The organism is Lelliottia sp. SL45, from assembly GCF_026672535.1.
GTDB lineage: Bacteria > Pseudomonadota > Gammaproteobacteria > Enterobacterales > Enterobacteriaceae > Enterobacter > Enterobacter nimipressuralis.
In genome coordinates this window covers 27497-40843 of sequence record NZ_JAPPRH010000012.1, presented here as the reverse complement: position 1 = coordinate 40843, position 13347 = coordinate 27497, and the positions used below count along the sequence as shown (strand labels likewise).

The window sequence follows — 13347 nt, the reverse complement described above, 5'->3', positions numbered from 1 at the left end:
TCAGACCTCAGTTACGTGTGCCACGAATACTTTCAGTGAAAGCCTTCCGTTGCAGGCGACGGTCATCCCAGGTTGAAATGACGTCCGAGCTGGTACCGACCTGGCTGTGCGATAGCTCATAGGCGGCTTTAACCTGTTTTGAGAGATTGTCTGTTAATCGGTTGAGATCATCCCTTTTACCCGACAGTGACTCACTCGGTATGCTCATGGTTGAAATTTTGGCCTCAACCTGGCGCAACATGTTGATTACGAGGCTCGTCGCAGCAATAGTGCTGATGTCCTGAATGTATGCGTACCCTTCCGGTGCTTCGAATGTTTGCAAAGAGTCGATAATGGTCGGGATGCCGATATAGGAGATAATGCGTAATTCATCATCTGAAACACGAACGTCGTTGATGATTTTCTTCTGTACGTTTAAAAGAAGATCAGAGATGGTATCCTTCAATCCCTTAAAACCACCGTCATTAACTTCTGACATGACAAGGCACTGAGCCTTTCGTGGGGATGATGGATCTGGTGCCGGAGAACACTTGAGCATTTTAATTGTTCCGCCAGCTGGTGGCCCCATTATGTAATCCGTGACTGTCATGGTAGACGGGCGGACTTCCATTCCCGCTTTTTCGCCTTTGCTATCCCAGTTGATAATGACAGTACCCACGAGAGACATAAGTTGTTCTGCCAGTTTATAACCGGATAACTCCGTTACCCCTCCGATGTTCATCGTTCCCTTATCAATATCCATGAACGACATATAGAAGAGGTTACCACTGAATTTTTCAGCGAACTCTTCGGGATCCTTTGCTTTAACCTGAGAAGTGACAGCTTCAGGTGACTTTGTCATCGATGAGCCGAAATCAGGAATGAGACCATTAATCGATCCCAGAATTGAGGCTGGTCCAGAGCTAACTGAGTTAGCGAACTGGCTTGGCGTACCCACGTTTTCAGAAAGGAAAGAGTAAGTTGCATTGCATGAATCTTTCGCAAATTTATTTAGCGCTTGCAGTTTGTTTTGGATGTCATTAATCGTTGCAGCACAGTCAGCACAAATAGCTGAAACAGCAACGTTAAAAGCATAGATAGCCGCACCCTGGGCAATACCACGGGCCACCTGCACAAGCTGGTCCCCGTTGATCATGCTGAAGGACCCAAGAAAAACGTCAATACCGTTACAACCGACAGAAGCTTTTGGAAACGACATGGAAACAAGGTTGGTATTAACGTTTGTTGTTCGGTAAGACATTGACCCGCCAACTATGCCTGTACGGGTTGCTGTGGAAAAGGTGGCCGGGCTGGTAGACGTCATCATGCCATTGAAAATGTTACGCATTGCGTTGTCTGCATTTGCAGTCGGGGCTAAAATTGCAGCACAAACAGAAAGAGACAAAAGTAACTTTTTGAAGTTGAAAACGGCATTACTGCGCATAAGTGCCTCCAAAACTGCCGCCAGCATTGAGATAATTGACCGGATCGGCCGTAGGCATGTCATAGCCTTCGAGTTTTTGGTCCATTATTTTTTGAAGTAAGAATGGGTCTGATTCCATTTCAGATTTATTAACGGTAATAACGCCATCATCACCGATGGTATATTGCCTTTTAATATCTAGAGTTGACTGGAACGAAGCGTCATCGATCAGATTCATGCCCTTCGCGGCAAGTATAATAGTGTTCTTTAATTCATCAGCAGAGATCATGCCTTCACTAATGCGCTGAGCTGATGTCCCATCCTTTGAAACCAGGAAAATTGTAGGTACCTCTCGAATTTTAAATTGATCAATAATTTGTGCATTGGGGATGTTAAAATCCTGAAAAAGGCCATTATGCAATGGCCTTCCATCCATACTGATTGGAAGAATATCTACCGAATAATAGTTCTGCATAAATTGAAGTATTTGGCTCTCTTCGTGGCAAAACTGGCAAGTACTCTGGAAAAAGAAAAATAAACCTGACTTAGTAAAGATATCTTTCATTACCGTTTGCTGATTTTTTTCAACAACAGTGCGGTGAGCATCCAGTGCCACCTTTTCCACTGGTTGCCTGCGTTTTTCAGACATCATCGGGTTTTTAAGAAAATAATCTTTTGATTTGTCAGAAAAACGCGTACTGATATCCAGCATTAACCTTTGCGCCGTGTAATAACGTGATAGATTTTCTGCGGTAGGGTTATCCATTGCCTGCGTTAACAGTCGAGGCATATTCTCTTTTAGCCATTTTGAATTTAAATCTACCTTTTCCTCTTTTGAAGGCGAGCTAGCAGCACCGGTTGGTGGCAAAACCTCTTCTTCTTCAGCTTCGCTTTTTTTAGCAGGATCGTCATACCAGAAGAAACCCTTCTTATAAGCCTGTCCTGATACAAAGGGTGTATCTTTTATTAGGGGTTGCTCAGGGCTGGCGTGGGCACCAGTAATTACCAAAGACATAAGCAAAACCATCTTTGAAGGCGCTAATGCAATACGAGTCATAGACCGTTCTCCTTTTCTGATGCGGTTATGATGGCATACAAAAAAAAGGTTAGAGCTCGTATAGCATGGTCGTTTTTATGTTGAAAAGGACGGAAAAGGAGAGCTGACTAAGAAGATAGTCTCAGTGATGGCAAGATCATCCATCTTGCACATTGTGAAAAATCCGGTGTAACAAAAACATGGTTTTATCGAATATCTAAAAGCAAATATTGCTTTGAAAACAGGTGTATTTAGAGCTGAAAAAAATCATCACCAGTAATGCTGTTTATATATTTAAAGAAGGAACAGCTAAGGATCAAAGAAGCGAACTTAGGCAAGAATATAAAATATATAAATTGAAAGCGATTAAGAAGTCGTCATGCATAGAAGGTTTTAGAGAACCTATGTAGTTTTACGTTTTCAACAGAAAAAAAGGTGCACATTTTTGGAACGAAGGCAGACTGTATAAAGATAAATCAAATTATATCTTTAATTGTCAAGAGTTGATATTTAAGTTGTAACTAATATTTGATTGTAAGCAAACAACAGAATTTGACTTAAGTCAATATTTAGATTCAGACAAGTCAAGTTTCGCGATATCATTTTTAGATTTAATCTAATTCTTCTTGAGAATACCTCTCTATGGCTGAAGCAGTTGAAGATAATCTGCAACGTGGACAATGAGCATCATTTGTCACTGGCACAATGTATGGGCGTTTACATTTTTCGCAGGCACCTAGTTCTTCAATTTCTTTCATAGAAGTAAGGATTTCTATTATTTTATTAACTTCCGGTGCGCATACAAAGTATCCCAGATTATGAAGGACACTCATTATTCGGTTGAAGTCAATTTGCCGAAAACTCGCTTCCGGATTTATTGGATCAAAACCAAAATAGTTAACTGCGACATCAATAACAGCAGAAAAGGCTCGGCGGTTATCTGTGCGTTTGCTCCAACCCCGGATACCCTTTTTGAGTTTTGTTTTTGCACCAGGCTCAAAATCGATATTTTCAGCAACATGATTACCGTACAAAATTCGTATTGTATTTTTATTTGCCCCAAGCGACATAGTTCTTGCTGCTCGCAATAGAGCATTAGCTTTTGTTTGATCGACCTTTGCCATATCAATAATCCTTTAACATAACTTTATTTGTTAAAGTGTTGAACACATCCTGACGGTGACTGGTGAACATAGTGTCATAACGTAATAGTTCCATCAAATCGTCACTAACTTTTCCTAACCGGATGTCAGCAGACAATTCATAAGCCCAGGCAAAAACTTTCGTTTTAAGTGAAACACTCTCTTCAATATGCCCTTGTGAGAAAGCAATTGTACGTGGGAAAAGAACGACATCGTTAATTGTTTTTAACGATGAATAACCAATGTCTTTAATAGCATCAGCTGTAGTTGGTTTTAAACCAAAGAAAATACTTACAAACTCTGGTGCGAGCATTGAAATAAAGAACACCTGCATAAAGTAGTCATTCTGTATATCAACACATTTAGAACGCAACTCATGAATCTTCTTGGGATTATAGATATCCACTGTACCATTCAGAAAAGTCACTTTTTCACCGGCATCGTAAATACCATAGTCAATATCATTTGTATCATATTCACGAATTACATTGGAATCACCGTCCAAGACCGCAGAAAAAAACCTCTCCCATGTAATTTCCTTTCCGAGTGTACGCGGAACCAAAAAACTACCTGGACGTGTTTCCACTTCAAAAGCTAAATCAGCGGCTGTACTAAATCCTTTCCCAAATAGGCGACGCTGGAGAAGCGGAGTCCCAGTTTGATATGCAGAAGATCCATGCACAGGCAATAACATTAAAAATGCACGGTAACTACGAATAAGCGAAATCTCAGTGCGGAAAAGTTTACCGAGTAAGCTACGAGTTAAATTATCAGATTCTGACATGTGCTGATTGTCCTTGCGCCATTACAATTGTTCAAATCTTCAACATGGATTTTTTGTTAGGTGTTCGGTAGGGTGAAAAGTAACTTTTAGTATTTTCTTAAGGCTTGAATAAGCCTTAAATCTATCCCTTCAACCACACCGCTTACTTGTAACACTTTTTAACCAAACTAACCAGAATTTTATCAAAAATTCCTGCGCATGCTAACGAAATGTGAAGCGATTAAAAAAAAACCTAAACCCAGCCCCTCCCAACGTTGGATTAGAATAACGACGTCTTTCACTGACCGTCATAAACTGACATTTTTACTTTTCATCAACCTCATGCTTACATAGGATCACTAAACAAAGAAAAGTGACCCTATGAATGCCTCACATAGGGTCACTTATGTTTGAAAAGTGACCCTATGTAATGTCGTCATAGGGTCACTTTTTATAAAAGTGTCACTATGGACAAAGTTTCATAGGGTCATTTTTTTTGGAAAAGTGGCACTAGATATATGTATAACTTTAATAGAGCAATGCACATTATCAAAAGCAATAATCCACAATGGTCATTCCCTCAAAAGTAACTTTAGGGGGTAGTGATGGGAGTGAGGCTAAACTCGCTGTTACTGTTTCTGAAGGCCCCTACCGAATGGGGGAAACAGGGAGTGCATTACATCTGTTCAATTCCCTCATCAAAGAGCATACAAAAATCTTCTGTTCGTGAAAAAAAACGGAAATTTCCTCCGGTATAGTAATTTCACATCAGGAGGCGTCATGAGTAATTCGAATCTTATAAGTTCTATAGAGCTAACACGTAAAAATTTACGTGCTCAGATTGAAGGTTTGCGTGTTGAGGCTGAAGATCTCATTACAAAATACTGGATCAAGTGGAAGGAACGAAACCACCAAGAGATTAACCTTACCCGACATAGCAAAGTTCCAAAGAGGGAGTATCTGGGTTCTTACGCACCAAAAGTTGAGCTAATTGGTAATGCCAGAAAAGTAACGATCACTTGGCATCAGTTCAGCCCTTATAAAACAAGAGCGCCTAGCCACATGTCAAAACGGGTGCAACCAATGAAAAGTGGAAAATATTCTAAGAACTGTTTTGTAAACCATGCCAGCTGGGAATACGAAATGATTTCTGAAACGGAAGCATTGCTGGAGCCTTACAGAGAAATGCTTGAGCTCTATCATTCAGCATATATCGAACTTGGACGAAAAATCCGTCAATACTCAAAAACGAAGGTGGCACAATGACCGACGCAATTATCACGGACAATGAGCGTATTAACATTGAACCAAAAGATGTAATGGTAAAAGGTTCAAATAAAAAGCAAGGCGTAAACGCTCAAACATCTACTCAACGCAGACCAGAGCACCAGGGTATGGCCAAAGTTATTATTAACCCCGGCACCCCCGACTTTAACCGGTTTTTAACTGCCAGAAATGGAGCAGTCATCAGAGGTTTTGATGATGTGAGTATCGCTATTTCCTCTCTCTTTAAAACGGTTGATGCAGTTAAACATCCTGACCTTGTTCAGGCTATTCAGGATTGGTTCAACGAGCTGCATGAAGAAAACAATAAGATGAAAGAAAATCTTGTTGCTTATATTAAGTCAATTGAGTTCGACAAGAATGACTCATTCATGTCATCAACTCAGTTTGTACCTTTCAGTTTTGAACCAGTACAACTCAACTTCAATAACCACAACACCATGAGGTTTTACAAGTACATCTTCGAGATGAACCAGCTCATGAACACAATGTATGAGTACAACTCATTGGGTTTACTGGCTGTAAGCGACTATCCGGTTATGTCTCACAACATTATAAAGAGTATTAATTTATATGTTGAGAATGTGAAAAAGACTCTGAATGTTTCTCGCCGTAAGGATGGGCCATACAGTCCAGCAGAGTTCATCACCAAAGTAATGCAATATAAAAGTGTGCAGGCATACATTGCAGCCGAACTGTCAGGCAAACGTCGATAAGGTATGATGATGAATTTCAGGGCGCTGTATTTATGTATTAAACGGATTTTGGGGATATTCTCATCTCAGGAGAATGATGCAACCTCTGTAATGATTGAGGATATATCAAGCCTCTCTCCTTTTGCGCAGATTCTAGGAGATCAGAAGTACACTGTTCCTGATCATCCAAATCCAGAAGTCCTGAAATTCATCGAGTATCCAACTCGTCCGACGGGCATACAGACATTTAATGAACAGTCAATCCTGTCTCTGTATCGGGAAAAACTGCACTCAATTTCAATGATGTTAGCTATCAGCGATAGCGACATCAGGGACGATGCATATACATTTACTAATTTAGTATTAAAGCCCTTGGTTGAATATGTTCGCTGGATACATCTTTTGCCAGCTTCCGAAAATCATCATCATAATGGTATTGGTGGGTTACTTTCTCACAGCCTGGAAGTGGCCATACTCTCTTTAAAAAATGCGCATCACTCAGAGCTGAGGCCAATCGGATATCAAGATGAAGAAGTAGTCCGTAGAAAAGTATATCTCTATGCTGCGTTTATCTGTGGTTTAGTCCATGATGCCGGAAAGGTTTACGATCTCGATATTGTAAGCCTGAATTTAGCTAGTTCGATCATTTGGACGCCAAGCTCACAAAGTCTTCTTGACTGGGCACGTGAAAACGACGTGGTTGAATACGAGATTCACTGGCGAAAGCGTATTCATAATCAACATAATATCTGGTCCAGCGTTTTCCTTGAACGAATCCTAAACCCGGTATGTCTTGCATTTTTGGATCGGGTAACTAAAGAACGTGTTTATTCAAAAATGATCACCGCCCTAAACGTTTATACTGATGGGAATGACTTTTTGTCGAAATGCGTGAGGACCGCTGATTTCTATTCTACTGGTACAGACCTTAATGTTTTACGTGACCCTATCATGGGTCTGCGTTCTAATGATGCAGCAGCAAGGGCCATTAGTACCATCAAACACAACTTTACCAGTATCAATATCAACAATTACAATGCTAAGCCTATGCACATCATTATCGTAAATGGTGAGGTATACCTTAACGAGAACGCATTCCTTGATTTTGTTCTCAATGATTTCGAATTACATAAATATAACTTCCCTCAGGGAGAGGCTGGTAAGACGGTATTGGTAGAATCCCTAGTTCAACGTGGATACGTCGAACCCTATGATGATGAGCGTGTCGTTCACTACTTCATTCCGGGTATCTATTCGGAAAACGAAATATCGAACATCTTCAGAAATGGGATAGGGAAACTAGAATTCTATAACCTTCTTAAGCTAAGGTGGATTGGTTTAATCTTTGATTCCTATAAAATCCCTGACTCAGTGCCGGGTCTTTTTAGCGTTAATGCCAATAAAGACTTTATTTACATTGACGAGCAAAAAACAGTTACTGAATACAGAAGACCAGTGCCCGGTCGGGACGCTATAACTAGAATTACTGATACTGTTGAGACGGCTGTTCTTAAGGTTAATGATTTAGGCCGCTCCTCTGCCTCTATTGATGGTGATATACATTCTAAGAAAAATGAAGGCTCATCCGACGATTTTGAGAAGAAAGCTGAAAGTGATAATGAAATTGATAATGACACGCAGATAGTTAAATCTGAGGGTGAGGAAGCAGCTGATCATGTCATTCCTGATATAGAAGAAAGTGAAGATGAATCGGCAAAGGACACGGAATCCCATGTCCTGGTCAACCAACTTCATGAACTCCTTTTAAGCACTCCACTTTCCAATGACTATATAGTGTGTGTTGATGCTGTCCCCTACCTCAACATAGATGCCACTATGGCATTGCTGCCGGGATTAGATGAAAAAGCATTCAGTGAAGAGCCCTATTTCCAACTGACATTCAGAGAAGGCTCTCTCGATGGAATGTGGATAGTAAGGGACATTGACGATCTGCGTTTAGTCCAGCTCGGCGATAACTGCGCCGGGTTCCAGCTCACCTATCATGAGCCAAGAAGGCCAACAACTTTAAAGTCACTTTTCAATACTTCTATGTATCAGGCATTAGTGATTAATGATGAGTCTTCTGTTGAAAACTCTGCCCCACGTCCAAAGCAAACGCTTGAGCTGCCTCCCCCACGTGTAAATGCAGTCGAAGAACATTCTGGCGACGAGGAATATCATGGAACCGATAGTGCATCCGCGACTGGTCCGCTGAAAACTGAGGCAGTGGAATATGAACATTATCAACATCTTTTTGAGAAAGAAGATGAAGAGCTTGAGATCATTGATTATACCGATTTCACACAGCTTAGTGTTTCTCGGCCAGAAGTCGGTAGTTGTGCAACAAGCTCTTCGGTCCATAATGAAAAGCTTCTCCCCGAGCCGTCAGAATTACCAGAACTTAACCGAGAACAGAACGCTGATCCCCAGGGCACGATTGAACGCTCTATGGATGTTTCTGTAGGACAAGAAAACTCAGAACCAGATACTGAGGGTAACTGCCCACCACCAGCTGAAGTTGTGTATTCCCAGACCGAAGCAGCCCCAACCAGTGTGATGGCAAGTGAAGAGCCCGCCTTACCTCCTGTACTTGAAGAATCAAATGAAGAGCATGCGCCCACAGACGCTAAGGGGCATCATCTTTCGCCAGCACTGGCCAGACTGTTCGCCCCAACAGCACCGGTAGAAAAACAAAATCCCAAGCGCAACCGGAATAAATCATCGGACAAAGCAGAAGTACAAAAAGCAGCACCACATGTTTCTGGTCACAATTTGAACAGTAAAGTCTTTGCATCTACTGAATCAGACCAAAATGGTGAATTCTCGCTTATAAGTGAAGGTGACGTTACAGAACTTGAATTTGTAGAAATTGCGTTAGTACTGCATCAAATTCTGTCCAAAATGGAGGTGGCGTTTAAAAGAAAGCGCAAAAACAGATTTATGGTAAGTACTCCTAATACTCTCTATCTGACCCAATCTTGCGTGGAAAAATTTGGGTCGCAGTTAGAGGCTCAAGATCTTTTCAATAAACTTCCTCAGTACCTCGTTAATTCTGGTGCTGTGATCAATACAAAATGCCATGCATTTAACATGCCTACTTTGCTGGCCGCATCAGACCGGGCGAAAGTGGACATTGAACGAATTATCAATAACCTGAAAGAGGCTGGGAACCTATAATGTCAGATTCGAAGAGGACTAACCTCCATGCACAAGAGAATTTTTATCGGCCTATTCTTGAGTATCGTAGTGCCTCAATACTTTTGATTTGTTCGGTGTCTATGCTTTATATGGGGCTTTCTTCAGACGGACTGGACATCGCCCCAATAGTTCTGTTCACCTCAATATTGCTTTTTTTGCTGTGCCTTTATCGTTGCAAAACAGCAGCGCCATTTTTGATGGCTCATTGGCGTGTATTCAAGCGACATTTCATGTTCGTTAGTCTTGATTCACTGCGTGTAATTAACAAAAGTAACTTTTTCTCCAATGAGCGAAAGTATCGTCAGCTGGTTCAGGATTATCAAAATAAAAATAAGGATATACCCGAGCGAAAGTCCTATTTTTGTGATGGGTTTGAGTGGGGCCCGGAACATGCGGATCGGGCATATCAAATAGCTAACCTCTCCAGTGATAAACGTGAGATCGAGTTGCCATTCGTCTTCAACCCAATTAAGAGACATTTTGACGCAATGGCTCGTAAGATGGGCGGCAGCAATGCAATTTTTGCTGTGGAACGTAGGGAACCCATATTTGTTACTGAAGACAATTGGTTTGGTCATACTCTGATTACCGGAAACGTCGGTACCGGGAAAACGGTGCTTCAGCGTTTACTAAGCATTAGCATGCTTCATCTTGGTCATGTTGTTGTTGTCATAGATCCAAAGAACGATGCAGAGTGGCGAGAATCTCTAATGGAAGAGGCTAAGACCCTGGGTCTTCCCTTCTATAAATTTCATCCTGGCCAGCCAGCCTCTTCGGTCTGTATTGATGTCTGCAACACTTATACAAATGTTTCTGACCTAACATCTCGTCTTTTGAGCTTGGTGACAGTTCCCGGTGAGGTTAACCCATTCGTTCAGTATGCCAAGGCTCTCGTTTCCAATGTGATTTCCGGGCTTTCTTACATAGAGAAAAAGCCTTCTATTTATCTGATTCACAAGAACATGAAAAGCCACATGTCTATTGTGAATCTTACAGTTAAGGTAATGGAGTCATGTTACGCGAGATATTATGGTTACGATGTCTGGACCGAAAAAGTTAAGTACGTCGCTAACGATACCTTGCCGGTACGTTTCAAGCGCCTCGCTGAATGGTTTACGGCTCATTTCATGAATTACGAGGGGTCCGAACAAATAGACTGGTTAGATACTGTTTCCCAGCTTATTGATTACTCAATGTCCGACCCAGAGCATATGGCTAAAATGACCGCAGGTATTATGCCTGTTTTCGATATGCTCATTGAAAAACCTTTAAATGAGCTTTTATCTCCTAACCCGAACTCAGTATCATCAAGAGAAATTGTAACAAGCGAAGGGATGTTCAGCACTGGCGGGGTGCTATACATTTCGCTTGATGGCCTTTCAAACCCCGATACAGCAGCTGCTATTTCTCAATTAATAATGTCAGATCTGACCTCCTGTGCCGGTAGTCGCTACAACGCTCAGGATGGTGATATGTCAGCTAATTCCAGGATTAGTATATTTGTTGATGAGGCACATTCAGCCATTAACAACCCTATGATTAACCTTCTGGCGCAGGGTCGTGCAGCGAAAATTGCACTGTTTATTTGCACCCAAACCATCTCCGACTTTATTGCTGCGGCAAGTGTTGAAACTGCCAATCGAATTACGGGGCTCTGCAACAATTATATAAGCTTGCGAGTCAACGATACTCCTACTCAGACGCTTGTTGTAGAGAACTTTGGTAAGAGTGCGATAAGCACAAATATGGTCACTTATACGACCGGTTCAGAAACATCTTTGCCGCATAATAACTTCTCAGGTTCAATCTCAGAAAGAAAGCAGACAACCTTAGAAGAGAGTATTCCAAAGGATCTCTTGGGTCAGGTCCCTATGTTTCACATAGTTGCCAGGCTTCAAGATGGCAGGAAGGTTGTAGGCCAAATCCCTATTGCTGTTGCTGAGAAACAAATGAAGCCAAACACAACTCTGTCGGAAATGCTTTTCAAAAAGGCCGGAAAAGTTACTTTGCGTCAAAATCTCGATATCAAAAATCTTAATAAATTTCTAAGGAAGTTGCATTGATGGATGAAAAAATTGTCCTGACGCGCCAGCAAATTTTAAGCTCTGCACTAAAAGTCAGCAAATGTCGCTCGCTCGTAAAAAGGCGCTTTCAGTCTTTGGGTTTAAAGTACGCAGATTCTCAGGAAGTTCGAGATCGGCTAACTAAGATAGAAAAAAACGCGTTTCATCATTTGGGAAAATTTTGTCAGAGCAACGATATCGATTCCCTATTCTCCATGGCAAATACCCTGTCTGAGCTTTTCCTTTTAAAGGGAGAGTTGATCACGACTGATCCCTTTGGGGACCGTGAAACCAGCTACTGGTCGGTACCACAAGGTTCATGCCATGAATGGATTCAATCGCTGACCACCAGCGAAGGTGCTGAACGTAAATTCGTTAGTTTCCGTATTTCTTTCGATAACAATGACGAACGGTGTGATCTTGTAAAAAGAATGCCCGTATGCTTGGTTGTTATCTTTTGCCTTATTTCGTCGATTTGACACGCACGGTGGGCGCATTCATTAATTTGCCAGGTAGTGTCTCTTTTAAACAAGTACAGCGCATCAAACCCCAGATTCATCCAGAAACAACACATAGTCATATAGTTACTATTGAGGACTCTCCCTTTCTTTCTCGGTTAAAATTTAAAATCATTACTGCCATAGATCAGCTTCCTGACCCTAATGGCCTTTATACAAACACCTTTAACAGCATTATTGACCGTGCACTGCTGACTCATCTCAAAACCGAACAGGAAAAAATAGATAGTCCAAGAGTCTGCAAAAATGTGATTTCGGCTTTTGCCGACTCAACTCTTTCTCTGCCGGTGTTTAACATCGGCTTAAACGAGCAGTACAGATACTGGACGCCGTGGGGCATCAACTTTATAGAATTTTCCCGCCAGGCCGCAAAAGCAAGGACCGCTGTATTTGTTCCTGATGTGGGACAGATCGAGTGGAAAAGCGCAGAGCATAAAGAACTGGCGGAGTTAAGCCTCATCGACCAAATCATACCTAAACAGTACCACTGGCTCCTGGGTATCCCGACGATGTGGCGTAACAACTATTGCAATCACGATCAGAGGCTAGCTCTTTTTCGTGAATGGAGGGAAGGCAATGGCTGCGGATAATACAAGCAGAGCAGCAGTGCTCAGAACAATGCTTTTTTTTGGCATGGTCATTTATTTTGGTTACAGCTTGGCTTTCCAGAATACTGAGGAGCTCAAATATCAGATTACTCAGGAGGTTAATGCAAGCCGGTCCATCATATCAAATGACCGTTGGAAGTCTGTTATTGCAAATAGTGAAGCGACTTTAAATTGGTTGGTACATGACTATAAGTTAATTGACTATCTGAATACTATTCTGATCCCTGACACCAAAAAACCAGCCAGAGGTATTAACATTGTTGCTGAAAAATTTACCTCTATTAATTACACTATGGCCAAAAACATACCCCTCTTACTTTATCAGTCCATTTTCCGGTGGAACTTAATCCTGGGGTGGCTGATCGTTTTTCTGCCCTATCTATTTGCCATGCTAGCAGATGGAATGTACCAGTGGAAATTGAAGAGGTACGTATTTGGTAAGGTTACAGTTCAGTTTTATCGTATTTGGTTTCGAGCATTTTGGGTGATCAGTGCTTTAACGATGGTCTACCTGGTCATGCCGAATATGTCACTATTTAACAATATCGCTCAACTTTTCCCACCAGTCGCTTTACTGATACTGGGAATTGCATTGAATCGCTTGTGGTCTAACTTTCAAAAACTCATGTAAAGGTGGT

The 13347-nt window shown here is 41.5% G+C and carries 11 protein-coding genes; 7 read left to right on the top strand and 4 right to left on the bottom strand.

The window, feature by feature from the left end; genetic code table 11:
• Positions 1-7 precede the first annotated feature (7 nt).
• The 4 genes from trhH to OVA10_RS24110 all read right to left on the bottom strand — a co-directional run bounded on the left by trhH (position 8) and on the right by OVA10_RS24110 (position 4364).
• On the bottom strand, positions 8-1423 hold the full coding sequence (gene trhH, locus OVA10_RS24125) for an IncHI-type conjugal transfer protein TrhH (protein WP_268197076.1): 1416 nt from the start codon (positions 1421-1423) through the stop codon (positions 8-10).
• Positions 1413-2459: a thioredoxin family protein gene (locus OVA10_RS24120; RefSeq protein ID WP_000196726.1), complete on the bottom strand. Its 1047-nt coding sequence runs from the start codon at positions 2457-2459 to the stop codon at positions 1413-1415. The genes trhH and OVA10_RS24120 overlap by 11 nt, the downstream gene beginning before the upstream one ends.
• A gap of 590 nt (positions 2460-3049) precedes the next feature.
• Positions 3050-3562 (bottom strand): hypothetical protein, encoded by a 513-nt coding sequence (locus OVA10_RS24115; RefSeq protein ID WP_001140952.1) that lies wholly within the window; start codon positions 3560-3562, stop codon positions 3050-3052.
• 1 nt (position 3563) lies between these two features.
• A complete protein-coding gene (locus OVA10_RS24110) occupies positions 3564-4364 on the bottom strand; it encodes a hypothetical protein (RefSeq protein ID WP_000004208.1) in 801 nt (266 codons plus the stop codon).
• Between the two features lie 759 nt (positions 4365-5123).
• On the opposite strand from OVA10_RS24110, the gene mobI reads away from it, so the two are divergent.
• The 7 genes from mobI to OVA10_RS24075 are packed head-to-tail and all read left to right on the top strand — an operon-like array spanning position 5124 to position 13340.
• The gene (mobI, locus tag OVA10_RS24105) at positions 5124-5609 is read left to right on the top strand and encodes a conjugative transfer protein MobI(A/C) (RefSeq protein WP_000071885.1); all 486 of its coding nucleotides are present in this window, start codon (positions 5124-5126) and stop codon (positions 5607-5609) included.
• Positions 5606-6343, top strand: coding sequence for a hypothetical protein (locus tag OVA10_RS24100; RefSeq protein WP_000128631.1), 738 nt, complete (start codon positions 5606-5608; stop codon positions 6341-6343). Before mobI ends, OVA10_RS24100 begins: the two co-directional genes overlap by 4 nt.
• Before the next feature lie 9 nt (positions 6344-6352).
• On the top strand, positions 6353-9499 hold the full coding sequence (mobH, locus tag OVA10_RS24095) for a MobH family relaxase (protein ID WP_326493412.1): 3147 nt from the start codon (positions 6353-6355) through the stop codon (positions 9497-9499).
• Positions 9499-11583 carry a conjugative transfer system coupling protein TraD gene (gene traD / locus OVA10_RS24090; protein WP_001284073.1) on the top strand — a complete coding sequence of 695 codons (2085 nt, stop codon included), beginning with the start codon at positions 9499-9501 and terminating at the stop codon, positions 11581-11583. Before mobH ends, traD begins: the two co-directional genes overlap by 1 nt.
• Positions 11583-12062, top strand: a complete 480-nt coding sequence (locus OVA10_RS24085; protein ID WP_268197074.1) for a hypothetical protein — start codon at positions 11583-11585, stop codon at positions 12060-12062. The genes traD and OVA10_RS24085 overlap by 1 nt, the downstream gene beginning before the upstream one ends.
• The gene (locus OVA10_RS24080; RefSeq protein WP_268197073.1) at positions 12023-12691 is read left to right on the top strand and encodes a hypothetical protein; all 669 of its coding nucleotides are present in this window, start codon (positions 12023-12025) and stop codon (positions 12689-12691) included. The genes OVA10_RS24085 and OVA10_RS24080 overlap by 40 nt, the downstream gene beginning before the upstream one ends.
• Positions 12678-13340: a DUF4400 domain-containing protein gene (locus tag OVA10_RS24075; protein ID WP_000718549.1), complete on the top strand. Its 663-nt coding sequence runs from the start codon at positions 12678-12680 to the stop codon at positions 13338-13340. Before OVA10_RS24080 ends, OVA10_RS24075 begins: the two co-directional genes overlap by 14 nt.
• The last annotated feature ends 7 nt before the right edge of the window (positions 13341-13347 follow it).

What these genes read in the sequence shown, in the direction of transcription:
- trhH (WP_268197076.1), bottom strand. Translation starts at nt 1,423, where the DNA reads ATGCGCAGTAATGCCGTTTTCAACTTCAAAAAGTTACTTTTGTCTCTT.
- OVA10_RS24120 (WP_000196726.1), bottom strand. Translation starts at nt 2,459, where the DNA reads ATGACTCGTATTGCATTAGCGCCTTCAAAGATGGTTTTGCTTATGTCT.
- OVA10_RS24115 (WP_001140952.1), bottom strand. Translation starts at nt 3,562, where the DNA reads ATGGCAAAGGTCGATCAAACAAAAGCTAATGCTCTATTGCGAGCAGCA.
- OVA10_RS24110 (WP_000004208.1), bottom strand. Translation starts at nt 4,364, where the DNA reads ATGTCAGAATCTGATAATTTAACTCGTAGCTTACTCGGTAAACTTTTC.
- mobI (WP_000071885.1), top strand. Translation starts at nt 5,124, where the DNA reads ATGAGTAATTCGAATCTTATAAGTTCTATAGAGCTAACACGTAAAAAT.
- OVA10_RS24100 (WP_000128631.1), top strand. Translation starts at nt 5,606, where the DNA reads ATGACCGACGCAATTATCACGGACAATGAGCGTATTAACATTGAACCA.
- mobH (WP_326493412.1), top strand. Translation starts at nt 6,353, where the DNA reads ATGAATTTCAGGGCGCTGTATTTATGTATTAAACGGATTTTGGGGATA.
- traD (WP_001284073.1), top strand. Translation starts at nt 9,499, where the DNA reads ATGTCAGATTCGAAGAGGACTAACCTCCATGCACAAGAGAATTTTTAT.
- OVA10_RS24085 (WP_268197074.1), top strand. Translation starts at nt 11,583, where the DNA reads ATGGATGAAAAAATTGTCCTGACGCGCCAGCAAATTTTAAGCTCTGCA.
- OVA10_RS24080 (WP_268197073.1), top strand. Translation starts at nt 12,023, where the DNA reads ATGCTTGGTTGTTATCTTTTGCCTTATTTCGTCGATTTGACACGCACG.
- OVA10_RS24075 (WP_000718549.1), top strand. Translation starts at nt 12,678, where the DNA reads ATGGCTGCGGATAATACAAGCAGAGCAGCAGTGCTCAGAACAATGCTT.